The 23,589-nt window shown below is 64.7% G+C and carries 21 protein-coding genes and 1 pseudogene; 17 read left to right on the top strand and 5 right to left on the bottom strand.

Translation table 11 applies throughout. From position 1 onward, the window contains the following. Positions 1-14 precede the first annotated feature (14 nt). The 4 genes from LCM4576_RS18105 (at position 15) to LCM4576_RS18090 (ending at position 2,452) form a co-directional block, all read left to right on the top strand. On the top strand, positions 15-815 hold the full coding sequence (locus LCM4576_RS18105; RefSeq protein ID WP_071033554.1) for a ComF family protein: 801 nt from the start codon (positions 15-17) through the stop codon (positions 813-815). 76 nt (positions 816-891) lie between these two features. Beyond that, on the top strand, positions 892-1,161 hold the full coding sequence (grxC, locus tag LCM4576_RS18100) for a glutaredoxin 3 (RefSeq protein WP_071033553.1): 270 nt from the start codon (positions 892-894) through the stop codon (positions 1,159-1,161). Between the two features lie 2 nt (positions 1,162-1,163). Next, positions 1,164-2,030, top strand: a complete 867-nt coding sequence (locus tag LCM4576_RS18095; protein ID WP_071033551.1) for a carbon-nitrogen hydrolase family protein — start codon at positions 1,164-1,166, stop codon at positions 2,028-2,030. Beyond that, the gene (locus LCM4576_RS18090; protein ID WP_071033549.1) at positions 2,027-2,452 is read left to right on the top strand and encodes a DUF1178 family protein; all 426 of its coding nucleotides are present in this window, start codon (positions 2,027-2,029) and stop codon (positions 2,450-2,452) included. Before LCM4576_RS18095 ends, LCM4576_RS18090 begins: the two co-directional genes overlap by 4 nt. A 7-nt stretch (positions 2,453-2,459) precedes the next feature. Here the strand turns inward: LCM4576_RS18090 and LCM4576_RS18085 are convergent, their stop codons facing one another. After that, positions 2,460-2,945: a MarR family winged helix-turn-helix transcriptional regulator gene (locus tag LCM4576_RS18085; RefSeq protein WP_071033547.1), complete on the bottom strand. Its 486-nt coding sequence runs from the start codon at positions 2,943-2,945 to the stop codon at positions 2,460-2,462. A 99-nt stretch (positions 2,946-3,044) separates the two neighbouring features. On the opposite strand from LCM4576_RS18085, the gene LCM4576_RS18080 reads away from it, so the two are divergent. Continuing rightward, on the top strand, positions 3,045-3,977 hold the full coding sequence (locus tag LCM4576_RS18080; RefSeq protein ID WP_071033545.1) for a DMT family transporter: 933 nt from the start codon (positions 3,045-3,047) through the stop codon (positions 3,975-3,977). A 167-nt stretch (positions 3,978-4,144) separates the two neighbouring features. Beyond that, positions 4,145-4,648: a flavin reductase family protein gene (locus LCM4576_RS18075; RefSeq protein WP_071033543.1), complete on the top strand. Its 504-nt coding sequence runs from the start codon at positions 4,145-4,147 to the stop codon at positions 4,646-4,648. 25 nt (positions 4,649-4,673) lie between these two features. Here the strand turns inward: LCM4576_RS18075 and ubiG are convergent, their stop codons facing one another. After that, complete coding sequence (ubiG, locus tag LCM4576_RS18070; protein WP_071033541.1) at positions 4,674-5,423, bottom strand: bifunctional 2-polyprenyl-6-hydroxyphenol methylase/3-demethylubiquinol 3-O-methyltransferase UbiG; 750 nt, start codon at positions 5,421-5,423, stop codon at positions 4,674-4,676. Positions 5,424-5,653: 230 nt separating this feature from the next. Between ubiG and LCM4576_RS18065 the strand changes: the two genes are divergently transcribed. Next, entirely contained in the window at positions 5,654-6,211 is a 558-nt protein-coding gene (locus LCM4576_RS18065) for a putative glycolipid-binding domain-containing protein (RefSeq protein WP_071033539.1), read from the top strand. Between the two features lie 27 nt (positions 6,212-6,238). On the opposite strand, the gene LCM4576_RS18060 is transcribed toward LCM4576_RS18065, so the two are convergent. Next, on the bottom strand, positions 6,239-6,535 hold the full coding sequence (locus tag LCM4576_RS18060; RefSeq protein ID WP_071033537.1) for an antibiotic biosynthesis monooxygenase: 297 nt from the start codon (positions 6,533-6,535) through the stop codon (positions 6,239-6,241). Positions 6,536-6,747: 212 nt separating this feature from the next. On the opposite strand from LCM4576_RS18060, the gene LCM4576_RS18055 reads away from it, so the two are divergent. The 8 genes from LCM4576_RS18055 (at position 6,748) to LCM4576_RS18020 (ending at position 18,640) form a co-directional block, all read left to right on the top strand. After that, complete coding sequence (locus LCM4576_RS18055) at positions 6,748-8,001, top strand: aspartate kinase (RefSeq protein ID WP_071033535.1); 1,254 nt, start codon at positions 6,748-6,750, stop codon at positions 7,999-8,001. Between the two features lie 82 nt (positions 8,002-8,083). Further along, on the top strand, positions 8,084-10,354 hold the full coding sequence (gene ptsP / locus LCM4576_RS18050) for a phosphoenolpyruvate--protein phosphotransferase (RefSeq protein WP_071033533.1): 2,271 nt from the start codon (positions 8,084-8,086) through the stop codon (positions 10,352-10,354). Between the two features lie 9 nt (positions 10,355-10,363). After that, entirely contained in the window at positions 10,364-11,443 is a 1,080-nt protein-coding gene (gene prfA / locus LCM4576_RS18045; protein WP_040989211.1) for a peptide chain release factor 1, read from the top strand. Continuing rightward, positions 11,436-12,314: a peptide chain release factor N(5)-glutamine methyltransferase gene (prmC, locus tag LCM4576_RS18040; protein ID WP_071033531.1), complete on the top strand. Its 879-nt coding sequence runs from the start codon at positions 11,436-11,438 to the stop codon at positions 12,312-12,314. Before prfA ends, prmC begins: the two co-directional genes overlap by 8 nt. Before the next feature lie 332 nt (positions 12,315-12,646). Then, entirely contained in the window at positions 12,647-13,651 is a 1,005-nt protein-coding gene (locus LCM4576_RS34870) for a DUF4167 domain-containing protein (protein WP_244510833.1), read from the top strand. A 222-nt stretch (positions 13,652-13,873) separates the two neighbouring features. Then, complete coding sequence (clpB, locus tag LCM4576_RS18030) at positions 13,874-16,480, top strand: ATP-dependent chaperone ClpB (protein ID WP_071033529.1); 2,607 nt, start codon at positions 13,874-13,876, stop codon at positions 16,478-16,480. Positions 16,481-16,598: 118 nt separating this feature from the next. Further along, entirely contained in the window at positions 16,599-16,967 is a 369-nt protein-coding gene (locus LCM4576_RS18025; RefSeq protein ID WP_071033527.1) for an MmcQ/YjbR family DNA-binding protein, read from the top strand. Between the two features lie 128 nt (positions 16,968-17,095). Beyond that, entirely contained in the window at positions 17,096-18,640 is a 1,545-nt protein-coding gene (locus tag LCM4576_RS18020; protein WP_071033525.1) for a L,D-transpeptidase family protein, read from the top strand. On the opposite strand, the gene LCM4576_RS18015 is transcribed toward LCM4576_RS18020, so the two are convergent. Next, a complete protein-coding gene (locus LCM4576_RS18015; RefSeq protein WP_071033523.1) occupies positions 18,614-19,246 on the bottom strand; it encodes a TMEM175 family protein in 633 nt (210 codons plus the stop codon). The genes LCM4576_RS18020 and LCM4576_RS18015 overlap by 27 nt on opposite strands. Positions 19,247-19,471: 225 nt before the next feature. Between LCM4576_RS18015 and LCM4576_RS18010 the strand changes: the two genes are divergently transcribed. Beyond that, the gene (locus LCM4576_RS18010; RefSeq protein WP_071033521.1) at positions 19,472-21,025 is read left to right on the top strand and encodes an MFS transporter; all 1,554 of its coding nucleotides are present in this window, start codon (positions 19,472-19,474) and stop codon (positions 21,023-21,025) included. A gap of 121 nt (positions 21,026-21,146) precedes the next feature. Here LCM4576_RS18010 and LCM4576_RS18005 read toward each other — a convergent pair whose 3' ends face one another. Continuing rightward, positions 21,147-23,129, bottom strand: a complete 1,983-nt coding sequence (locus LCM4576_RS18005; protein ID WP_071033723.1) for a M23 family metallopeptidase — start codon at positions 23,127-23,129, stop codon at positions 21,147-21,149. Between the two features lie 249 nt (positions 23,130-23,378). On the opposite strand from LCM4576_RS18005, the pseudogene LCM4576_RS37005 reads away from it, so the two are divergent. Then, positions 23,379-23,589: pseudogene (locus LCM4576_RS37005) on the top strand (hypothetical protein); the annotation flags it as partial.

The raw sequence follows: 23,589 nt of genomic DNA, 5'->3' as shown, positions 1-23,589 counted from the left end.
GAGGTTCCTTTCACGTGGCCGATCCGGTGCACAAGATCAAGACCATAGCGATCCAGGATATGACGCGGCAGGCACTTGCCTGGCCGGCGCGCCTGTTGTTCCCACCGGTCTGCGCAGGCTGCCGTCGCCAYGTGTCGCAGCCTGGCGTCTTGTGCGGCGCCTGCTGGCCGAAGCTGAGACTGCTGGAAAAACCCTGGTGTCCGGTGATGGGAACGCCCTTCACCCACGACATGGGCGAGGGTTTTTTGTCCGCCGAGGCGATCGCCGATCCGCCGCCCTTCGAGCGGGCGCGGGCGGCCGTCATCTATTCGGGCGTCGCGCGGCAGATGGTGCAGGGGCTGAAATATCAGGATCGAACCGACCTTGCGCCCTGGATGGCGAACTGGATGATGCGCGCCGGCGCGGAGCTGATCGCGGAGGCCGACCTGATCGTGCCGGTGCCGTTGCATTGGCGGCGTTTCTTCCGACGCCAGTTCAACCAGTCGGCGGAGCTCGGACGGGCCGTTGCAAAGCTCGGCGGGCTGCCCTTCTCGCCGTCCGCGGTCAGGCGCGTGAAGCTGACGCGCCAGCAGGTTGGGCTCGAACGGCACGAGCGCGAGGAGAATGTGCGCGCCGCCTTCCGCGTGCCGCCGCACGCCGAAATCGAGGTAGCGGGGCGACGGGTGCTGGTCGTCGACGATGTCTACACCACCGGCGCCACGGCGCGGGCGGTCGCCAAGGCGTTGAAGAGGGGCGGCGCCGGTGCGGTCGACGTCCTCACTTTCGCCCGTGTGCTGCCGGGGGACTTTCGGCCGGATGAGTCTGCAACTATATAGTGCTTAACTTGTTGTTTTGATGCATGTCGTTCTCGCACAGCTGTAGGGCGACGTGCGCAGGCAGGATTGCTGATCGATGGTAGATGTGACGATCTATACGCGGATGATGTGCGGTTATTGTGCGGCCGCAAAGCGGTTGCTCGAGCGCAAAGGTGTGACCTATACCGAGCATGACGCTTCATTCTCGCCGGAATTGCGCCAGGAAATGATTTCGCGGGCGCATGGGCGCACCACCTTTCCGCAGATATTCATCGGCGACACACATGTCGGCGGCTGCGACGACCTCCATGAATTGGAGTCGCAGGGCCGGCTGGATGTGTTGCTTGCCAACGGAGCGAGGGGTTGATCATGGGGGTTTTCAAGGCCGCCGCTGTGYAGATGCGTTCGGGCACCAGTCCGGAACGCAACGCCGCCGACATGGAGATCCTGGTCCGGCAGGCCGCCGGCCAGGGCGCCACCTACGTCCAGACGCCGGAAATGACCGGCGCGCTGGTGCGCGACAAGGAAGCCGGTGCGGCCGCTTTTACCACCGAGGACAAGGACGTGGTCGTCGCCACGGCACGCAGACTGGCGAAGGAGCTCGGCATCTATCTGCATGTCGGCTCGACGGCGATCCGTCGCGCCGACGGCAAGCTTGCCAATCGCGCGTTCCTGTTTTCGCCTGACGRCAGCCTGATCGCCGGCTATGACAAGATCCATATGTTCGATGTCGATCTCGACAATGGCGAGAGCTGGCGCGAATCCGCGTCCTACGAGCCGGGAACGGAAGCGGCCGTGACCGACGTCAACGGAACGAGGCTGGGCTTTGCCGTCTGCTACGACCTGCGCTTCCCGCAGCTGTTTCGCGCCGAGGCGATGGCCGGAGCCGAGGTGCTGACGGTGCCCGCCGCCTTCACGCGCCAGACCGGCGAGGCGCATTGGCATGTGCTGCTGCGCGCCCGCGCCATCGAGAACGGCGCCTATGTCATCGCCGCCGCGCAGGGCGGCCTGCATGAGGATGGGCGCGAAACCTATGGCCATTCGCTGATCGTCGATCCGTGGGGACGCATCATCGCCGAGGCCGCGCATAACGAGCCAGGCGTGATCGTCGCCGAGATCGATCCTGCCCAGTCGCTTGCCGCGCGCCGCAAGATCCCTAATCTGAAGAATGCGCGGGACTTCACCGTCAATGCCGGGGCAAGCGAAGCGCCGCGTCTCAGGGGTGCCGCCTCTTGATCCGTTTTTCCCTGATCTGCGAACACGAGCACGAATTCGAGGCGTGGTTCCGCAGCAATGACGATTTCGACACCCAGAAGAAGCGCGGCTTCGTGGATTGCCCGAGCTGCGGCTCGCACAAGGTCGAGAAGGCGCTGATGGCGCCGRCCGTCTCGACCTCGCGCAAGCAGGAGAAGGTGGCGTTGGCCATGGGCGAGGCGCAGAAGCAGGCGCTGGCGCAGCTGAAGGYGCTGGCCGAGAAGGTGCGCGAGAATGCCGATTATGTCGGCGACAAGTTCGCCGAGGAGGCGCGCAAGATCCATTTCGGCGAGACCGATCCGCGCGGCATCTATGGCGAAGCGACACCGGAAGAGGCGCAGAGCCTTATCGAGGACGGCGTCGAGTTCATGCCGATCCCGAGTTTTCCGGAGGATCGGAACTAAGGCGCGGCTAGCTTAGGCTTCCGATCAGTTTTTCCAGCAGTTTCGCCAGCATTTCCCGGTCTTCGCTCGTCAGACCTGAAAGGATCTGGTGCTCGTTGGCGACGTGGGCGGTGAGCGCATCGTCGGTGAGCTCGCGGCCTTTTGCGGTGAGTTGCACAACCACGCCGCGCCGGTCGCTGGGGTGTGGCGCGCGCTGGATCAGTCCGRCCTTTTCCAGACGGTCGAGGCGGGCGGTCATGGCGCCCGACGTCACCATCGTCGCCTCATAGAGCTCGGTCGGCGTCAGCGCATAGGGCGTGCCCGACCGGCGTAGCGTCGCCAGAACGTCGAATTCGCCGGCCTGCAGCCCGAAGCGAGCGAAGAGCGGCGCGAGCCGGTCGCGCGCGATYAGCGCCGAGACCTCGTTGAGGCGCCCGATGACGCCCATCGGCGATACGTCGAGATCCGGCCGCTCCCGTCGCCACTGCTCCATGGCCCTGCCCGCTCGATCCATATCTCTCACCGCAAAGTATCTTGACATAAAGAATCTTTACGCTATCTTACCGGAAGATGAACCGGCCGCCAAGCGGCTACGCAGCGACAGGACAGCCCGATGAAATTTCTCTGGGATTCGGCGATTGGTCTTTTGGTCGTGACGGGCGGCCTGCTCGGCATGACGCTGCCGTTCGGCAAGCTTGCGACCGCGGCCGGGGTGCCGGCGATGGTCTGGGCCTTCGTCATTTCGCTGGGCGCCGGCGGCGTGCTGTTCTTGGCGCTCCTCTTGCGCGGCGAACGCATCCGGCTGACCCCGCACAAGCTGCGCTATTTCTTCGTCACCGCGGCGATTTCCTATGCCTTTCCCAATCTCTTGATGTTCTCGGCCATCCCGCATCTCGGCGCCGGCTACACCGGCATCATGTTCACGCTGTCGCCGGTCATCACGCTGGTGTTCTCGATCCTGCTCGGCGTCAGGCGTCCCAATCTGCTCGGTATCATCGGCATCGCCGTCGGCTTCGTCGGCGCGGTGATGGTCGCGCTGACACGCGGCGAGGCCGGCCAGCCGGCCGATTATTTCTGGGTGGCGATCGGACTGCTCATCCCGGTCAGCCTTGCCGCCGGCAACATCTACCGCACCGTCGACTGGCCGGAGGGCACCGGTCCGATCGAGCTTGCCGTCGGCAGCCACTTGGCCTCGGCCACGCTCCTGGTCGCCGGCATTCTGGCGCTTCTGGGCGGGCAAGCCTTCGTCCCGCTCGGCGGCGTGCCGCTGGTGGTGGCCGGCCAAGTGGCGTCGGCCTCGGCGATGTTCGCCTTCTTCTTCCGCCTGCAGGCCGTCGGCGGCCCGGTCTATCTCAGCCAGATCGGCTACGTGGCGGCGGCGGTCGGCCTGTTCGCCGGCACGTTGTTCCTGGGCGAGCATTACCAGCTTCTGACCTGGCTCRGCGCCGCCATCATCACCACCGGCGTCTTCATCACGACCAAGGCGCAAAACCAGACCGGCGCGCCGACGCCGGTTCGGATCGAGCCGGCGGCGTCCCGCAGCTAAAGAGGGGGCATCAGCATCCCGCCGGCCGCGATGCAGCCGGCGGCTTAAGGCGCGTCGCGATCTTTCAGTTTCGCTCCATGCGCTTTAGCTTTGATCTTATGCATGTCTTTATCCCGAAACCGGTTCCCACGTTCAGGAGACATGCTTAGGAAACAGAGGAGGCGGCAATGCCCAACGCAGAAGGCCCGGTCAGCGTCGCGGATTTTCGCGCCGCCATGCGGCTCATCGTCGGCAATGTCAGTGTCATCACCGCCGGCGTCGGCGACRACCGCACCGGCCTCGTCGTGATTTCCGTGGTGTTGCTGTCAGGGGAGCCGCCGAAGGTGATCGCCTGTGTCAACCGCTCCTCGTCGACCTGGCCGATCATCGAGCGCTACCGGCATTTTTGCGTCAATTCGCTCGGGCCTCAGCATCAGCGGGTGGCCGAGCGGTTCTCCGGCTTCGGCGGCATCAAGGGCAAGGCCCGCTACGAGGGCGCCGAATGGACGGCGCTGAAGACGGGCGCATCGCTGCTTGCCGGTGCGGTGRCCGCGTTCGACTGCAGCCTCGACGAGATGATCGACCGCGGCGCGCACTCGATCGTCATCGGCTCGGTCGAAGCGGTCAGGACCCAGGATGCCGGGYAGGCGTTGATTTACTGGCGGGGCGGTTATCGGCCACTCGAAGCGTAAGACGAGCGTCCCCGGCTGCTGCCGCTCAGACGGAAGCCTTCTCGGCCAGCACCATATAGTTGACGTCCATGTCCCTGGACTTCTGCCAGCGGTCGGCCAGCGGATGATAGATGACGCCGGTGCGGTCGATCACCGTGAGGCCTGCGGCGCCCAGCGCCTTTCCAAGTTCCTCCGGCCGCACCAGCTTGCCGAACTGATGCGTGCCGCGCGGCAGCCAGCGCAGAACATATTCGGCGCCAATGATGGCGAGGCCGAGCGCTTTCAGCGTGCGGTTGATGGTGGCGACGAACATGATGCCGCCGGGGCGGACCATCTGGCCGCATTTGGCGACGAACAGGTCGACATCGGCGACATGCTCGACCACTTCCATGTTGAGGATGACGTCGAAGGTCTCGCCGGCATCGGCCAGCGCCTCGGCCGTCGTGGCGCGATAGTCGACGCTGACGCCGGCCTCCGCCGCGTGCAGCTTGGCCACTTCGATGTTGGTCGAGGAAGCGTCGGCGCCGACGACATCGGCGCCAAGCCTGGCCATGGGTTCGCACAGCAATCCGCCGCCGCAACCGATGTCCAGGAAGCRCAGGCCCTCGAAAGGCCGGGCCGCGCGCGGGTCACGGCCGAAACGCGCCGCCACCTGGTCACGGATATAGGCAAGCCGCACCGGGTTGAACTTGTGCAGCGGACGGAACTTGCCGTTCGGGTTCYACCATTCGGCGGCAAGGGCGGAGAAGCRCTCGACTTCTCCGGCATCGATGGTCGATCGGCGGGGTTCTGGCATGGGCGGGCCTCCTCGAACGCCAAGAACTCGGCGAACGTTAGGAAGTCGGGTCCTCAGCCGCGAAAGTCAAGGCAGGTTTTTTCAACTGCTGCCACACGCGTTGCCGGCAAGCATCTCCGGGCCGGTCGGTGCCCGATGTCAGCACATGGCGGCTTGATCTGGCCGCCGCGGAAACGCGATCGCCATATCGGACGAATGGAAGGCATGATGCCCAGGAAGGAGGCCCGGTTATGCAACCCCACTCGTCGATCCTCTGGCGCCGTCTCGACCTTGAGGGCCATGATGCCTGCCTGCTTGGCGCGACCGACCAGGGTTGGCGCCTCGAGGGCCACGCACTCTTCGCCCAAGACGGCCAGCCCTGCAGCCTTGCTTATGCGGTGGATTGCGATCCCGGCTGGAGTACGCGCTCCGCGCGGGTCGGCGGCTTCGTCGGCACGCAGGAGCTGCATTACGAGGTCGAGCGGCTCGCCGACGGCCAATGGATGCTGAACGGCGTKGGCCAGGCCGAGGTCGCGGGTCTCGTCGATCTCGACCTTGGCTTCACGCCGGCCACGAACCTCGTGGCGGTTCGCCGCTTCAATCTTGGGGTCGGCGTGGCGACGCCGGCTCCGGCCGCCTACCTGGCTTTTCCCGAACTCAGGCTCACGCGCCTTGACCAGACCTATCGGCGACTGGACGAAAACCGCTACGCCTATGCCGCGCCGGCCTTTGGCTATGAGGCCATCCTGACGGTCTCGTCGGCCGGTTTCGTTCTCGATTATCCGGGCTTGTGGCAAAGCGCTGCCTGAGCCGGTTGCCCAGCCGAAGATGCGGGTCTAGCGTGACAACGCGACTTCGGCATGGCTCATGGCGACGCTGGCCGGCTCTATTGCCTGCAGCGCGACGCTGTCGCCGATCTCGGCCATGATGCGGTCGGCCGCCGCCCGGGCCTGCTCCATGCTCCGCCAGCGCACGACGTCGACCCACACGCCATCCTCGCGCCGGCCGAGATGTCGGCTGAGGAAGCCCGGCTGCCGGGCGAGCCAGTCGGTTACGGTCCCGTTATTGGCGACAAAGCCGGCTTCGGCGCCGGGCTTGAGGCGGAAGGTGACGATTTCCAGGACCTCGGTCATGAGAATCTCCAGCGGCGTTTCGCTGTCCTTATGGCATGATCGGCGGCAGGAATCCGTCAGGATGAGCGGTGCCGGGGCCGGCGATAGTCGCGCTCGCTTGCGAAGCTTTGCTGTTTTGGCTAAGGAGGCCGCGCATTCCGGCGCCGGGCTTACCCTGGCGTTTCTTCCCGTTCCGGCCTTGAGCCGGCCTCAGTCAAAGGCATTTCGCTTCCATGGCGCGTATCGTGATGAAATTCGGCGGAACCTCGGTCGCCGACATCGCCCGCATCCGCAATGTGGCGCGCCATGTCAAACGCGAGGTCGATGCCGGTCACGAGGTTGCCGTGGTGGTGTCGGCCATGGCCGGCAAGACCAACGAGCTGGTCGCCTGGACGCGCGAAGCCTCGCCCATGCACGATGCGCGCGAATATGACGCCGTTGTCGCTTCGGGCGAGCAGGTCACGGCCGGTCTTCTGGCGATCACGCTGCAGAATATGGGCGTCCATGCACGATCCTGGCAGGGCTGGCAGATCCCGATCAAGACCGACAACGCGCATGGCGCGGCGCGCATCCTCGACATCGACGGCGCCTTCCTGATCAAGCGGTTCGGCGAGGGCCAGGTGGCGGTGATCGCCGGCTTCCAGGGCATCGGACCGGACAACCGCATCGCGACGCTCGGCCGCGGCGGCTCCGACACCAGCGCCGTGGCGATTGYCGCGGCGGTCAAGGCCGACCGCTGCGACATCTACACCGATGTCGACGGCGTCTACACCACCGACCCGCGCATAGAGCCGAAAGCCCGGCGACTGGCCAAGATTTCCTTCGAGGAAATGCTCGAAATGGCCTCGCTCGGCGCCAAGGTGCTGCAGGTGCRCTCGGTCGAGCTTGCCATGGTTCACAGGGTGCGTACCTTCGTGCGGTCGTCCTTCGACGATCCCGACGCGCCCGGAATGGGGGATTTGCTCAATCCGCCCGGAACGCTCATTTGCGACGAGGAAGAGATCGTGGAACAGCAGGTCGTCACCGGAATTGCCTACGCCAAGGACGAAGCGCAGATTTCGYTGCGCCGCGTCGGCGACCGCCCAGGCGTTGCCGCCGGCATCTTCGGCCCGCTGGCCGAGGCCAACATCAATGTCGACATGATCGTCCAGAACATCTCCGAGGACGGCAAGTTGACCGATATGACCTTCACCGTGCCGTCCGGCGACGTCGACAAGGCGCTTGCGGTGCTGGAGAAGCTGAAGCCGGAAGTCGGCTACGATGTCGTGCAGTCGGAATCCGGCATGTCGAAGGTCTCGGTCATCGGCATCGGCATGAGGAGCCATGCCGGCGTCGCCGCCACCGCCTTCAAGGCGCTGGCCGACAAGGCGATCAACATCCGCGCCATCACCACGTCCGAGATCAAAATCTCGATACTGATCGACGGTCCCTATACGGAACTGGCGGTTCGCACTTTGCATTCCGTCTACGGTCTGGATAAGCAATAGCAAGAACTGAGTCAGTTGTTGCGTGAACGCCGGCCGCGGGAGAAACTGCGGCGGGCGAATGCCCATTGGAGAACAAGCCGCAATGCGTGATACGGCCAGTGGCCCGCGCGTTCTGCTCAAACGGCTTCGCGAGCTCATGCAGGAGCCGCTGGAGCCGCAGGAGCGGCTCGACCGCATCGTGCGCGACATCGCCTCCAACATGGTCGCTGAAGTCTGCTCGCTCTATGTGCTGCGCGCCGACTCCGTGCTCGAACTCTACGCCACCGAGGGTCTGAACCCGAACGCCGTCCACCTGGCGCAGCTCAGGCTCGGGCAGGGCCTGGTCGGGACGATCGCCGCCAGCGCGCGGCCGCTCAACCTTTCCAACGCGCAGGAGCATCCGGCCTTCGCCTACCTGCCGGAGACGGGCGAGGAGATCTACAATTCCTTCCTCGGCGTGCCGGTGCTGAGGGCGGGGCGCACGCTGGGCGTGCTGGTGGTGCAGAACAAGACCATGCGTCACTACCGCGACGACGAGGTCGAGGCTCTGGAAACCACGGCGATGGTGATCGCCGAGATGATCGCCACCGGCGATCTCGCGCGCCTCACCCGGCCTGGGCTGGAGCTCGACCTGCGCCGCCCGGCAAGCTTCACCGGCCTTTCCTTCAACGAAGGCGTCGGGCTCGGCCATGTCGTGCTGCACGAGCCGCGTATCGTCGTCACCAACCTCTTCAACGAGGACAGCGAGGAGGAGGTGCGCCGGCTGCAGTCCTCGCTCGGCTCGCTTCGGCTCTCCATCGACGACATGCTGGAGCGGCGCGAGGTCGCCTTCGAGGGCGAGCATCGCGAGGTGCTCGAGGCCTACCGCATGTTCGCCAATGACAGCGGCTGGGTGCGCAGGCTGGAAGAGGCGATCCGCAACGGCCTGACGGCGGAGGCGGCGGTCGAGAAGGTGCAGAGCGACATGCGTGCCCGCATGCTGCACATGACCGACCCTTATCTGCGCGAGCGGATGAGCGATTTCGACGACCTCGCCAACCGGCTCCTGCGCCAGCTGATGGGGCGCGGCCCGGAGGATGTTGCGGCCTCGCTGCCCAAGGATGCCATCATCGTCGCCCGCTCGATGGGCGCGGCCGAACTGCTCGACTATCCGCGCGACAAGCTGCGCGGCCTGGTTCTGGAGGACGGCGCCGCCACCAGCCATGTCGTCATCGTCGCGCGCGCCATGGGCATTCCCGTCGCCGGACAGATGAAAGGCGCCGTTTCCATGGCGGAAAACGGCGACGCCATCATCGTCGACGGCGAGGAAGGCACCATCCATCTGAGGCCGCAATCCGACCTGGAGGCCGCCTATGCCGAAAAAGTCCGATTCCGGGCGCGGCGGCAGGAAGTCTATCGCGAGCTGCGCAAGAAGCCGTCGCTGACCAAGGACGGCGTTCCGGTCGATCTCCTGATGAATGCGGGTCTTGCCGTCGACCTGCCGCAGCTGACCGAATCGGGCGCCGCCGGCATCGGGCTCTTCCGCACCGAATTACAGTTCATGGTCGCCTCGACCTTCCCGCGCRCCGAGGCGCAGGAGCGGCTTTACCGCGACGTGCTCGACGCCGCGCGCGGCAAGCCCGTCACCTTCCGCACCATCGACATCGGCGGCGACAAGGTGCTGCCTTACTTCAAGGGCGCGATCCAGGAAGAGAACCCGGCGCTCGGCTGRCGGGCGATCCGGCTGACGCTCGACCGCCCCGGCCTGCTCAGGACGCAAATCCGGGCGCTGCTGAAGGCCTGCGGCGGCCGTGAGTTGAAGCTGATGCTGCCGATGGTCACCGAGCTGTCGGAAATCGCGCAGGCGCGCGAGATCATCGACCGCGAGGTCCGGCATCTGTCGCGCTTTGCGCATCATCTGCCCACCAGCCTCAAGCTCGGCGCGATGCTGGAAGTGCCCTCGCTCTTGTTCCAGCTCGACGAATTGATGAAGGCGGTGGACTTCGTCTCGGTCGGCTCCAACGACCTCTTCCAGTTCGTCATGGCCGTCGATCGCGGCAACACCCAGCTCGCCGACCGCTTCGACACGCTTTCGGCGCCGTTCCTGCGGGTGCTGAAGACAATCGCCGATGCCGGCGTGCGCAACAACACGCCGGTGACGCTCTGCGGCGAGCTTGCCGGGAGGCCGATCTCGGCCATGGCGCTGATCGGCCTGGGCTTCCGCTCGATCTCGATGTCGCCGGCCTCGATCGGCCCGGTCAAGGCAATGCTGACCGAGCTGCCGCTGCAGGAGCTGAAAGACTTCTTCAAGGACAATCTGATGGCGCCGGCCCAAGGGACGCCGATGCGGGCGCTGCTGCAGGCATTTGCCGACGATCGCTCCATACCGCTATAGCATCCCATCATGATCAACCTGCCCCGCGACCGTATGGATCAAGTCGTCAAGCGTTTCGACATGCTCGAAGCGCAGATGGCGGCCGGCCCCGCCGCCGATCAATATGTCAAGATGGCCTCGGAATATGCCGACATCCAGGAGATGGTGGGCAAGATCCGGGCGTTGCGCGCCGCCGAGCAGGAACAGGCGGACCTTGAGGCGATGCTGGCCGACAAGGCGACCGACGCCGACATGCGGGCGTTGGCCGAGGCGGACCTGCCGGAGGTCGAGAGCCGCATCGAGGCGCTGCAGAAGGACATCCAGATCCTGCTTCTGCCCAAGGACGCGGCCGACGAGAGGAACGCCATCCTCGAAATCCGCGCCGGCACCGGCGGCGACGAGGCGGCGCTGTTCGCCGGCGATCTGTTCCGCATGTATGAGCGCTACGCCGCTTCGCGCGGCTGGCGTTTCGAGGTGGTGTCGGCCAGCGAAGGCGAGGTCGGCGGCTACAAGGAAATCATCGCCTCGGTGTCGGGCAAGGGCGTGTTCGCGCATCTGAAGTTCGAATCCGGCGTGCACCGCGTCCAGCGCGTGCCGGAAACCGAAGCCGGTGGGCGCATCCACACCTCGGCGGCGACGGTAGCCGTGCTGCCCGAAGCCGAGGAGGTCGATATCGACATCCGGGCGGAGGATATCCGCATCGACACGATGCGCGCCTCGGGCTCGGGGGGCCAACACGTCAACACCACCGACTCGGCGGTGCGCATCACCCATCTGCCGACCGGCATCATGGTGGTGCAGGCGGAAAAATCGCAGCACCAGAACCGGGCGCGCGCCATGCAGATCCTGCGCGCGCGGCTCTATGACCTGGAGCGCAGCCGGGCCGACGAAGAACGCTCGTCGTCGCGCAAATCACAGGTCGGCTCGGGCGACCGTTCAGAGCGCATCCGCACCTATAATTTTCCGCAGGGGCGCGTCACCGACCACCGCATCAACCTCACGCTCTACAAGCTCGACCGGGTGATGATGGGTGAGCTCGACGAGGTGATCGACGCGCTGATCGCCGACCATCAGTCGAAGCTGCTGGCCGATATGAGCCTCGATGGCTGACCATCTGCCCGCCGCGCTCGGGCCGCTGCTCAGGGCGGCGCGCGAGCGTCTGGCCGCCGCCGGTATCGACGATCCGGCGCTCGATTCCCGGCTGATCGTGGAACATTTCTCCGGCACGACCCGCACCCAGGCGATCGCCGAACCGGGGCACGAGGTGGGTCCGAAGGCGCTTTCGGCCGTTGAAGCGGCCCTGAGGCGTCGCGTCGCAGGCGAGCCGGTGCACCGCATCCTCGGCTACCGCGAATTCTACGGTTTGCGCCTGTCGCTGTCACCGCAGACGCTGGAACCCCGGCCGGACACCGAGACGCTGGTCGACGCCGTCCTGCCCTTCGCCCGGGCAACGGCCGAAAGGCTGGGCGAATGCCGTATTCTCGATCTCGGCACGGGCACCGGCGCCATCGCGCTGGCCCTGCTCGGCGCCGTCCCGGCAGCGACAGCGACGGGCGTCGACATTTCGCCCGGCGCATTGGCGACCGCAACCGCAAATGCCCGGGATCTGGGGCTCGGCGAGCGCTTCAAAGCCTTGCATTCCAACTGGTTCGAAAAAGTTTCGGGCCGCTACCATGTAATTGCCTCGAACCCTCCCTATATACCCAGTCGAGAGATCGGAAATCTGCAGGATGAGGTCCGCGATTTCGACCCGCATCGGGCGCTGGACGGCGGTGCGGATGGGTTGGACCCCTATAGGGTCATCGCCGCCGAGGCGGCAGGATTTCTGGAAACGCAAGGCAAGGTAGCGGTCGAGATCGGCCACACGCAGAAGAACGAGGTCAGCGGAATATTCGCCRCAGCCGGTTATGTGTTAATCGGGACACATCGCGACCTCGGCAAGAATGACAGAGTTCTGGTGTTCGAGCGGCGAAAGCCCTGATGCAGTGCGAAAAAACCGCTTGGCAATACAGGGGAATGCAGTTAGGGTCCGGCTCAACCGGATGAGACGAAGCAGGCAGTGCTCCCAGCGATTCGGTTTTCCTTGGAAATAGCTGCCTTCTTGCGCAAACGACGCCCAAGCTTCGTGCGGGAATCATCCGGCAAGTGATGTAACCGGAACAGGATGGCACGTGGCGCCAACGCAATTGATGCGGGCGAACGCCGGTGAAGAAACGAAACGGCTGGCTGCATGAGCGCCTCCGTTCGTGAAGAGTTTTTTCGAAAATTCACTATGAAGAGAGTCTAATGAGGCCACAACAGCAGAACAGGCGCATGCGCGGTCGCAACAACAATGGCGGCGGTGGCAACAACAACAACCGCAAGGGGCCGAATCCCCTGACCCGCACTTATGAGAGCAACGGCCCGGACGTGAAGATCCGCGGATCGGCTCAACAGATCGCCGAAAAATACGCCGCACTCGCCCGTGACGCGCAAAGCTCCGGCGACAGGGTGATGGCGGAGAACTACCTCCAGCACGCCGAACATTACAATCGCATCATTGCCGCCGCACAGGCGCAGATGCCGATCCAGAACGTCCCGCAGAACCGCGACGACTTCGAGGACGATCTCGATGAGGACCGCGACGAGTTCGACAATACGGGAAATAACAGCGGCAACGGCGCCGAGGCGCCGGCGAACGGCTCCGGGCCGCAGCCGGTGATCGAAGGCACGCCGGCGGAACTCGCCTATAACCAGGAAAACGGCCGCGACAACAACAATCGCCGCGACAGCGGTCAGCGTGACGGGGGACAGCGCGACAACAATGGCCGCGACCGGCATCGCGACCGCCGCAACGGCGGCTACGGCCAGCATGGCCAGAACGGTCCGCGCGGTGACAGCGGCCAGCGCGAGCATGGCGGCCAGCAGTCCGATCAGAACCGCCGCAATGAGGCCGCGCAGGCGCAGCCCGAGGCTGCCGGCGAGGCCGGTCCTCAGGCCGAGCAGGCGCCGCAGTTCGACAGTTTCTCGCCGGCCGCGCTCGCCGCCCAGGCCGAGCTCAACGAAGCCGCCACCGGCGGCGGTCGCCGGCCACGGCGCCCGCGGCGCCCGCGTGGCAATTATGCCGAGCAGGCCGGCAATGGCGAGCAGGGCGATCAGCCGGAGAGCTTGAGCCCGGAAGCCGCCAGTCCTGAGAATTCAGGCGAAGCGCGCAATGCGGCTGGCAATGGCGACGCCRCCAGCGTCAGGCCGGCAGAAGAAGCGGACCGGGTGATTGAGCCGGCGCCCGTTGCCGGCGAAGTTCCCGGCGAGCCTGTTCCCGCCGACGCGAACAACTGATCCGGACGCCATTCCAGGCATTGCAGACGGCGGAGAGCAATCTCCGCCGTTTTCGTTCGTGCGCAGCTGGAATATTCTGCTTTGATCGACATCAAGGCGTCTTGAGGGACCGTGCCCCATACACCATATCTCGGCTGAACAGGGCTCGGCTCCTATGAGCGGGTCCGTCACCGCAATCTGATCCGGTGCCGCAAAGCGGGCCGGTGATGGAAGGAGACACATATGAATATCGAGAAATATTCCGAGCGCGTGCGCGGCTTCATCCAGTCGGCGCAGACCATGGCGCTCTCGCGCAATCACCAGCAATTCACCCCCGAACATATGCTGAAGGTGCTCGTCGACGATGACGAGGGCCTTGCCGCGTCCCTGATCGAGCGCGCTGGCGGCAGCGTCCGCGACGTCAAGCTCGGCGTCGAGACCGCGCTCGAAGCCATGCCCAAGGTCGAAGGAGGCAATGGCCAGCTCTATCTGGYCCAGCCTCTTGCCAAGGTGTTTTCCACCGCCGAGGACCTGGCCAAGAAGGCCGGCGACAGCTTCGTCACCGTCGAGCGGCTGCTGCAGGCGCTTGTCATGGAGAAGTCGGCCAAGACCGCCGACATCCTGTCCAAGGCAGGCGTCACCGCGCAGGCGCTCAACCAGGCCATCAACGATATCCGCAAGGGCCGCACCGCCGACTCGGCCGGGGCCGAGCAAGGCTATGACGCGCTGAAGAAATACGGGCGCGACCTCACCGCCGACGCCCGCGCCGGCAAGCTCGATCCGGTCATCGGCCGTGATGACGAGATCCGCCGCACCATCCAGGTGCTGTCGCGGCGCACCAAGAACAACCCCGTGCTGATCGGCGAGCCGGGCGTAGGCAAGACGGCGATCGCCGAAGGCTTGGCGCTGCGCATCGTCAATGGCGACGTGCCGGAATCGCTGAAGGACAAGCAGTTGATGGCGCTCGACATGGGCGCGCTGATTGCCGGCGCCAAATATCGCGGCGAGTTCGAAGAGCGGCTGAAGGCGGTGCTCAACGAGGTCACCTCGGCCAACGGCAACATCATCCTGTTCATCGACGAGATGCACACGCTGGTCGGCGCCGGCAAGGCCGACGGTGCGATGGATGCGTCCAACCTGCTGAAGCCCGCGCTTGCGCGCGGCGAGCTGCACTGCGTCGGCGCGACCACGCTCGACGAGTACCGCAAGCATGTCGAGAAGGACCCCGCCCTTGCCCGCCGTTTCCAGCCCGTCTTCGTCGACGAGCCGACGGTGGAGGACACGGTCTCGATCCTGCGCGGCCTGAAGGAGAAGTACGAGCAGCACCACAAGGTGCGCATTTCGGATTCCGCGCTGGTGTCGGCGGCCACGCTTTCCAACCGCTACATCGCCGACCGTTTCCTGYCGGACAAGGCGATCGATCTGGTCGATGAGGCGGCCTCCAGGCTGCGCATGCAGGTCGATTCCAAGCCCGAGGCGCTGGACGAGATCGACCGCCGCATCATGCAGCTCAAGATCGAGCGCGAGGCGCTGAAGGTCGAGAAGGACGAGGCCTCGAAGGACCGGCTTGCCCGRCTGGAGAAGGAGCTTGCCGATCTCGAGGAGGAATCGAGCGAGTTGACCACGAAGTGGCAGGCCGAAAAGCAGAAGCTTGGCCTTGCCGCCGACCTGAAGAAGCAGCTCGACGAGACGCGCAACGAACTGGCGATCGCGCAGCGCAAGGGCGAATTCCAGCGCGCCGGCGAGCTTGCCTACGGCAAGATCCCGGAGCTCGAGAAGAAGCTCAAGGAAGCCGAGGCGCAGGACGGCAAGACCGGCATGGTGGAAGAGGTGGTCACGCCCGACCATGTCGCGCATGTTGTGTCGCGCTGGACCGGCATTCCGGTCGACAAGATGCTGGAAGGGCAGCGCGAGAAGCTTTTGCGCATGGAAGACGAAATCGGCAAGCGGGTCGTCGGCCAGGGCGAAGCCGTGCAGGCGGTGTCCAAGGCCGTGCGCCGCGCCCGCGCCGGACTGCAGGATCCGAACCGGCCGATCGGCTCGTTCATGTTCCTCGGACCGACCGGCGTCGGCAAGACCGAGCTCACCAAGGCGCTGGCCAGCTTCCTGTTCGACGACGAGACGGCGCTGGTGCGCATCGACATGTCGGAGTTCATGGAGAAGCATTCCGTCGCCCGGCTGATCGGCGCGCCTCCCGGCTATGTCGGTTATGAGGAAGGCGGCGCGCTGACCGAAGCGGTGCGGCGCCGGCCCTATCAGGTCGTGCTGTTCGACGAGATCGAGAAGGCGCATCCAGACGTGTTCAACGTGCTCCTGCAGGTGCTCGACGACGGAAGGCTGACCGATGGCCAGGGCCGCACGGTCGATTTCCGCAACACGCTGATCATCATGACGTCCAACCTCGGCGCCGAATATCTGGTCAACCTCAGCGACGACCAGGATGTCGATGCCGTGCGCGACGAGGTGATGAGCGTGGTGAAGGCCTCGTTCCGGCCGGAGTTCCTCAACCGTGTCGACGAGGTGATCCTGTTCCACCGGCTGCGCCGTCAGGATATGGACCGTATCGTCGAGATCCAGCTCAAGCGGCTGGAGAACCTGCTTGTCGACCGCAAGATCACGCTGTCGCTGGATCATGACGCGATCGAGTGGCTGGCCTCGAAGGGCTACGATCCGGCTTATGGCGCCAGGCCGCTGAAGCGGGTGATGCAGAAGGAGCTGCAGGACCCGCTGGCGGAGAAGATCCTGCTCGGCGAGATCCTCGACGGTTCGACTGTCAAGGTCACCGCGGGCTCCGACCGGTTGAACTTCCGCTCGAAGCCGACCGTGGTGGCGACGGAAGCCGCCGCCTGATCCGGGTCGAGCTTGAACGAACGCGAAGCGCGTCGCACCGGACCGGTGCGGCGCGCTTTGTTATTCCCGGCGACTGCGCATAATCGGCTGCCGATTCGAATGGCTGGGGAAGGACTCGATGACGCTCGACGATTACAACGGCTTCTGCGCATCGCTGCCCGCCACGACGCATGTCGTTCAGTGGGGCGGCGCCCATGTCTGGAAGGTTGGCGGCAAGGTGTTCGCCATCGGCGGCTGGAACGAGGGCGGCGAGCTCTTCGTTACCTTCAAGTGTTCCGAGATGGCCTATGACGTGCTGAAGGAGCAGCCGGGCTGCCGGCCGGCTCCCTATCTTGCCTCGCGCGGCATGAAATGGATTCAGCGTCAGACGAGCCAAAGCGTGGATGACGCGGCGCTGATGGACTATCTGCGCGAGAGCCATCGCCTGGTCGTGCTCAAGCTGACCAGACAGGCACGCAAGGAATTGGGACTTGCGCAAGCTGGCTGATATTCCTCAAGCTCGCGGAAAACCGCCATCTTCATGCCCGGTTCATATTGGAACCTTAATTTGGGCAACTGGTTTGCTGGCGAAGATTCGCCCGCCAGGAGCCTAGTCGACCGGAGAGCTAGACCCCCATGCTGCGCTTGATCTTTTCCCTTTCGGCACTCGCGGCCGGGCTGGTGACTTCCAGTGCGTTCGCCACGCCGAGCGTGGATGGCGCGCCGCAGGCGACACGGCCCGCCCAGCGCGGTGCGCTGGTGCTGGCGCAGGAAGGCAATATCGATATCTACTACGACGCCAGGGGCAACCGCGTGCTGGTCGATGCCGACACCGGCAAGGTGATCGCCATCCAGCCGCCGGGGAGCAGGCTCGACCGCCGAGCTCTGCGCCGGYAGATGCGCATGCAGGAACTCGGCCGCGCGCCGACCGAGGGTGACGATCGCTATTATCTCGACAATCCCGAGGACATGGCGCGCTTCCGCCGCCGGCAACTGGAGGAGAACGGCCGCGTTATCCCGCCGCCGGTCGATGAATACGATCCCAACAGCGACAATTCCGTCGATGCCTATCCGCCGGCGCCCTCCAATGATGAGGGCTATGCCACCACCTATCCCGAGGAGCCGAAGTCGAACACCATCAAGCGCCAGCCGCTGAACGAGGCTTCGATCGACCCGGAGCAGCCGGGTCAGGGCGAAGTGCTGCAGACCAATCCGGACGCCGAGCCGTCGCTGCCGCCGAACACGGGCGGCAAGGCCTCGGTCGATCCGTCRCTGTCGCTCGGGGTGCGCCAGGACGTTGCCGCGCTGCAGGTGCTGCTCGACCGCGGCGGCGCTTCGCCGGGCGTGATCGACGGGCGCTTCGGCTCCAACGTCGACAAGGCGCTGGCCGCCTACAACGAGATAAACGGCACCAATCTGAAATCCACCGATGCCGTCGGCATCCAGGCGGCGCTTGCCCAGTCGGGCGGTGACCCCTTTGCCAACTATACGATCACGCCGGAAGATGTGGCCGGCCCTTACGTCGCTTCGATCCCTGAGGACTACAGTCAGAAGGCCAAGCTCGACTGCATGTGCTACACCTCGGTCACCGAGGCGCTGGCCGAACGCTTCCACATGGACGAGACCTATCTGAAGTCGATCAACAAGGGCGTCGACTTCAATCGCCCCGGCACGATGATCAAGGTCRCCAATTTYGGCAAGCTGGTCTCGACGCCGGTAACGCGTATCGTCGCCGACAAGACGAAGAAGGAAGTCTACGCCTATGATGGCAGCGGCAAGCTGGTCGCGGCCTATCCGGCGACCATCGGCTCGGCCGACACGCCGTCGCCGACCGGCATCCATGCCGTCTCGCGCATCGCGCTCGATCCGAACTACACCTACAACCCGAACATCAATTTCAAGCAGGGCCAGAACGACAAGATCCTGACCGTCCCGCCGGGACCGAACGGTCCGGTCGRCTCGGTGTGGATCGCGCTCGATAAGCCGACCTACGGCATCCACGGCACRCCTGACCCTTCCAAGATCGGCAAGACCGAGAGCCATGGCTGCGTGCGCCTGACCAACTGGGATGCACGCGAGCTTGYCAAGCTGGTGTCCCCGGGCGTCACGGTGGAGTTCGTCGGCGGACCAACAATCGCGGAGGTCGGCGGGACCTCAACCGATGAGTTTACGCAGCAGTGAAGCGCGYGGCGCCGCGGCATAGATGAGCTGCACCAGCAGGATGAAGCCTATGCTGAGCAGCGGCGTGATCAGGCAAAGCGCCGCGCCGACCRCCCACAGAATTTGCGCCCTGACGATGCGATTGTAGACGGTGTGCCGTGTACCGGCGTCCACATCCTCGGCGACCATGCCGTTCCTGTCGGCATACCACCAGCTCGCGAACAGCGTGGCGCCAAGCATCAAGAGGTTCAGCCAGTAGACCAGCACCGCGATCCTGAATTCCAGGAAATCGCCCAGCAGGTYGGTCGAGAACGGCAGCAGCGCGATGAAGGCAAGAAAGCACAGGTTGAGYGTCGCCAGCCTGYGGTCTGACCTCGYGATCAGGCCATGCTGCGCTTGCTGGCCGAACCAGAAGATGGTGAGCGTCAGAAAACTCAGCGCATAAGTCAGGAACCGTGGCCCGAGCGCCAGGATCGCGGCAAGCAGCTCTCCCTCCGAATGCACCACCTCATGYGACGGCACCCTGATCTCCAGCACGATCAAGGTCAGCGCGATGGCGAAGACGCCGTCGGTAATGCCGACGATGCGTCCGCGTCCTTCCGCCGACGGTTCGAGCGGCCGCTTCATGGCTTCCCCCTCTCACGCATGATGGTGGAACCTAGCACGCGATCGGCGGTTTGCATCAGAATTGGCGTCCGCCTCGCCATGCGGCCAGGGCCGGATGATTTCAGGTTGAGTCGACAACGGAAAACTAAGGTGCATCCTCCTGGAATGCCCGGGGGCATCTGGTTTCAAGAACAGCCATGCTCTGGCTTGTTGTTGCGGCCGCAACGGAGGACTAAGCAGGGATTTATGTCATCCGCGAACGAAACCACTGCCGATTCGCATTCGCCCGTCCGCGCTAACGGTACGTTTTGTCCTCAGACGCAGCGAAAATTCGTGTTGGTCGCGGCGATCCTCGCCTCGGCGCTCGGCTTCATCGACGGCTCGATCCTGGCGATCGCCATGCCGGCGCTGCGCGTGGATCTCGGCGCCAGCCTGGCGCAGGCGCAGTGGATTTCCAACGCCTATGCGTTGACGCTGTCGGCGCTCATCCTGGCGGGAGGCGCCGCTGGCGACCGGTTTGGGCTGCGGCGCGCCTTCGTGGCCGGCATCGCGCTGTTCATCGCGGCTTCACTCGCCTGCGCGGTGGCGCCCGACCCGGCCATTTTGATCGCCTTCCGCGCCATCCAGGGCATCGGCGCGGCGATCATGGTGCCGGGCAGCCTCGCCATCATCGCCAAGGCCTATCCGAAGAAGGAGCGCGGCCGGGCGATCGGCATCTGGGCCGCCGCGTCGGCGCTGACCACGGCGCTCGGTCCCGTGCTGGGCGGCTTCGTCTTGACGACTTTCGGCAATGGGGTCTGGCGCGCGATCTTCGCCATCAACCTGCCGCTTGGACTGATCTCGATCTATCTGCTTCTGGCCAAGGTGCCGGCCGACCAGCCGACTGAAAAGCGCAGCCTCGATCTCGGGGGTGCGGCGCTGGCGACGCTGGCGTTCGGATCGTTGGCCTATGGATTGACGGCCATGAATGCCGAGGGCGGCGGGATGATGGCCGGGCCGGCGATCGTCGCCGGCGTCGTGCTGCTTTTCGTCTTCATCCTTTACGAGCGCTGGCAGCGCGAGCCGATGATCGATCTCGGCCTGTTCCGCATCGGCGCCTTCGCCGGCGCCAATCTGGCGACCTTCTTCCTCTATTTCGCGCTGTCGGCGAATCTCTTCTACCTGCCGATGGTCCTGATCGCGGGCTGGGGATTGAGCTCGGCCGAGGTCGGATTCATCTTCCTGCCGTTGTCGGCATCGATCGCGTTGCTATCGGGACCGGTCGGCCAGTGGTCCGACAAGATCGGCCCGCGTCTGCCGATCGCCGCCGGCAGCCTCATCGTCGCTATCGCCTTTGCCGGGCTCGCCTTGCTCTCTCACGCCGGCATCCATCGTTTCTGGACCGGGGCCTTTCCGCTGATGGCCTTGATGGGGCTTGGCATGGCGCTTGTGGTGTCGCCGCTGTCGACGGCGGTCATGACCTCGGTCGAAGACAAGGACACGGGGGCTGCGTCAGGCATCAACAATGCCGTCTCGCGCGTCGGCGGGTTGATCGCGGTGGCGGCAATGGGCTCGCTGGCGGCTTTCATCTATGCGCGACTGACCGGCAACCCTGCCGGTATTCCCGGTTTCGGCGAGCCGCCCCCGGCCGGGCTGGCGGCCAATCTCGACGCATTGCGGATTACGGCAAGCGATTCGGCTTTTGCCGCGGTCGCCGCTGTCACGACATTGCTTTGCGTGTTGTCGTCGATCGTTGCCTGGCTCACGGTGCCCGGGCAGGCATCACCCTGGCCGCGRCAAGGCGACGATTCGGGCGAATAGTTCAATAATTCGCGCGGCTAAAGCGCGTGGCGATCTTTCAGATTCGCTCCACGCGCTTTAGGTTTTTGATTTTACGCATGTCTTCATCCCGAAACCGGTACCCACTTTCGGGAGACATGCTTCAATTGGGAAGCTGCGAATCAGTCTTGGCGCTGGCGACCTTCAGCGCGTTGCCGTCTTCCTGCTTCAAAAGATCGTCAATGCGCTCGCGCTCGCGCTTGAAAGCGACGAGATCGTCGCCCTTCAGCACCTTGCCCACCGGCAGGCGCACGCGCATCGGGTCGACCTTGGTGCCGTTGACGATCAGCTCATAGTGAAGATGCGGACCGGTGGCGAGACCGGTCTGGYCGAGATAGCCGATCACCTGGCCCTGGCGCACGCGCATCCCGGGCTCGATGCCCTTGGCGAAAGCGCTCTGGTGATTGTAGGAGGTCTCGTAGCCATTGGCGTGGCGGATGATGATCTGCTTGCCGTAGCCGCCGGCCCAGCCGACCTTCTCGACGACGCCGTTGCCCGCAGCGATGATCGGCGTACCGATGGGCGCCGCCCAGTCGACACCGGTATGCATGCGCACATAGCCCAGAATCGGATGCCGCCGCGCGCCGAAGCCGGAGCGGAACTTGCCGGCGGGCAGCGGATTGCGCAGCAGAAATTGCTGGGCGCTCGAACCGTTTTCGTCGAAATAGTCGGTGCTGCCGTCCTGCATCTGGAAGCGGTAGAAATTCTTCGTCTGGCCGCCGAAGGTCRCCGATACATAGAGCAGGTCGGAATTGTCGGAGGTCTGGTCGTCGCCGTCGGGCTGCGAGAACAGGACCTCGAGGCGATCGGCCGGCGAAATCCGCGATTGGAAATCGACGTCGGAGGCGAGAAGCTTGATCAGCTTCTGCGTCATCRCTTTCGACATCCCGTAGGAATAGGCGGCACGGTAGATGCCGTCATAGATATTGGGAAGATTGCCGCGCACCACGACGGGCTGCGAATCATCGAACGCCGTCAAGAGTTCGGGATTGGCCTCCGGCTCCTGCGCCGGCACATACTGGCCGCGATCGTTAAGTGCGATGGTGACGATGTGGGTTGTCTTGTCGTAGACGCTGGTGCGCACGACCTTGGCGATGTCGCCGCGCACTTCAAGACCGACGCGCAGCACCGTTCCGGCCTTCAGCGCCGGGGCGTTCAACAGCTTGCCGATCGCCTCCGCCATGCCGGACGCGTCGTCGCCTGTGTAGCCCGAATCGGCAAAGGCCTCGGCGATATCGGTATCCTTGGTGAAGGGAATGATTTCCTCGGCGAAGGCGGGCGCCTGGTCGTCCGGCGTGGCCCGCGGCGCCACCGAGACATTTTCCTGCGTGATCTTCACATCGTATGAGCCGGCCATCGATTCGGCGAAGGCGTCGCCGAATCGCTGCGGATCGACATAATGCAACGCGGCCACCTGGACGGCGCCGTCGCTCAGGCCGTTGCTGGCGTCGCGCACCACCTTTTCCACCTCGTCGGCGGAAAGATCGCTCTTTTCGTCGAAGGAAGCCGTCTCGATCGGAAAATCGACCGTTTTCAGGCTCATCTCGCTTTCGACCTTGGCACCGTAGATCTGCCCGGCGGCCGCGGTGGCCGTTGCCGGCTGCGCGTTGTTGTCGTCGCCGTCGTCGCCGAACACCTGCATCGGGTCGAATGGCGGGTAGGGGCGATTGGTGGTGTGCCCGGCGGCCAAGGCCATCTTGATCTGCACGAAAGGCATGGTGTGGATAACGTCGCGATCGCCGACCTTGGTGACCATCGACACTTCCATGCGACGCCGGTCCTTTGCCCGGGCGATCTGGCGGGGCGCGACCAGTCTTGTGGTCTTTGCCTGCTCGCCCGAATCGTCGCCGCCGCCGGCAAGGCTGATGAGCTCGGCGATTTCGGGCGGAGTCGCCAGCTGCTGGCGGCCATCGAGGGCGGCAAACAAGGCCACGCCCATCAAGACACTCGATGTAACGCCGGTAAGGAACGTGCCCGACAACCAACGCGCCGAAACTTCGCGGCGGTCAGGCGGACCGCTGCGGCCGTCCGCGATCAGCGGCGGCTCGTTGCCGAGTTCGGCTATGACCTCTTCGGTGTCTGGCATCCAGAAAGGCTGCTTCTTCCCCAGGCGAAACGGCTTGTCGTTGTCGTTGCGGCCATGACAATTGCCTGTCGCGGCGGTTGAAGTCAACGAAGCGGCAAGCCGGGGCCGATGTCCCCAATGATACGCCCCTTGCGCAGGGCGCCCTGTCGTCTGTCGCGGTCGTCCGTTTTGAGGGCGCCTCACATATGCGCGCGCCTTCCTTATATGGGCCGGTTTCACGCCTCAATGCGGCGGCAATAGGGCCTCGTTGTGGATGACCCAAGGGCTGCCGCAAGGGCAGTCGGCTATCGAAAAAACGGTTCGAAAAATTCGTCGCAAAAAATTCAAAAAAGTTCGAAATCGGTGTTGACGCGTCGAGGGAGCTCCGACTATATACGGCCCACGAACGAGGGCGGTGCGCCGCTGGCGGCAGAGAAGTTCGCTTCTATGTTTGCCCTGTTTGGAATTCAAGAGAGCCGCG

Source organism: Mesorhizobium sp. LCM 4576, from assembly GCF_001854815.1.
Classification (GTDB): Bacteria; Pseudomonadota; Alphaproteobacteria; order Rhizobiales; family Rhizobiaceae; genus Mesorhizobium; species Mesorhizobium plurifarium.
Note: the sequence above shows the minus strand (reverse complement) of the source record. Positions and strands in the feature narration are given on the sequence as shown.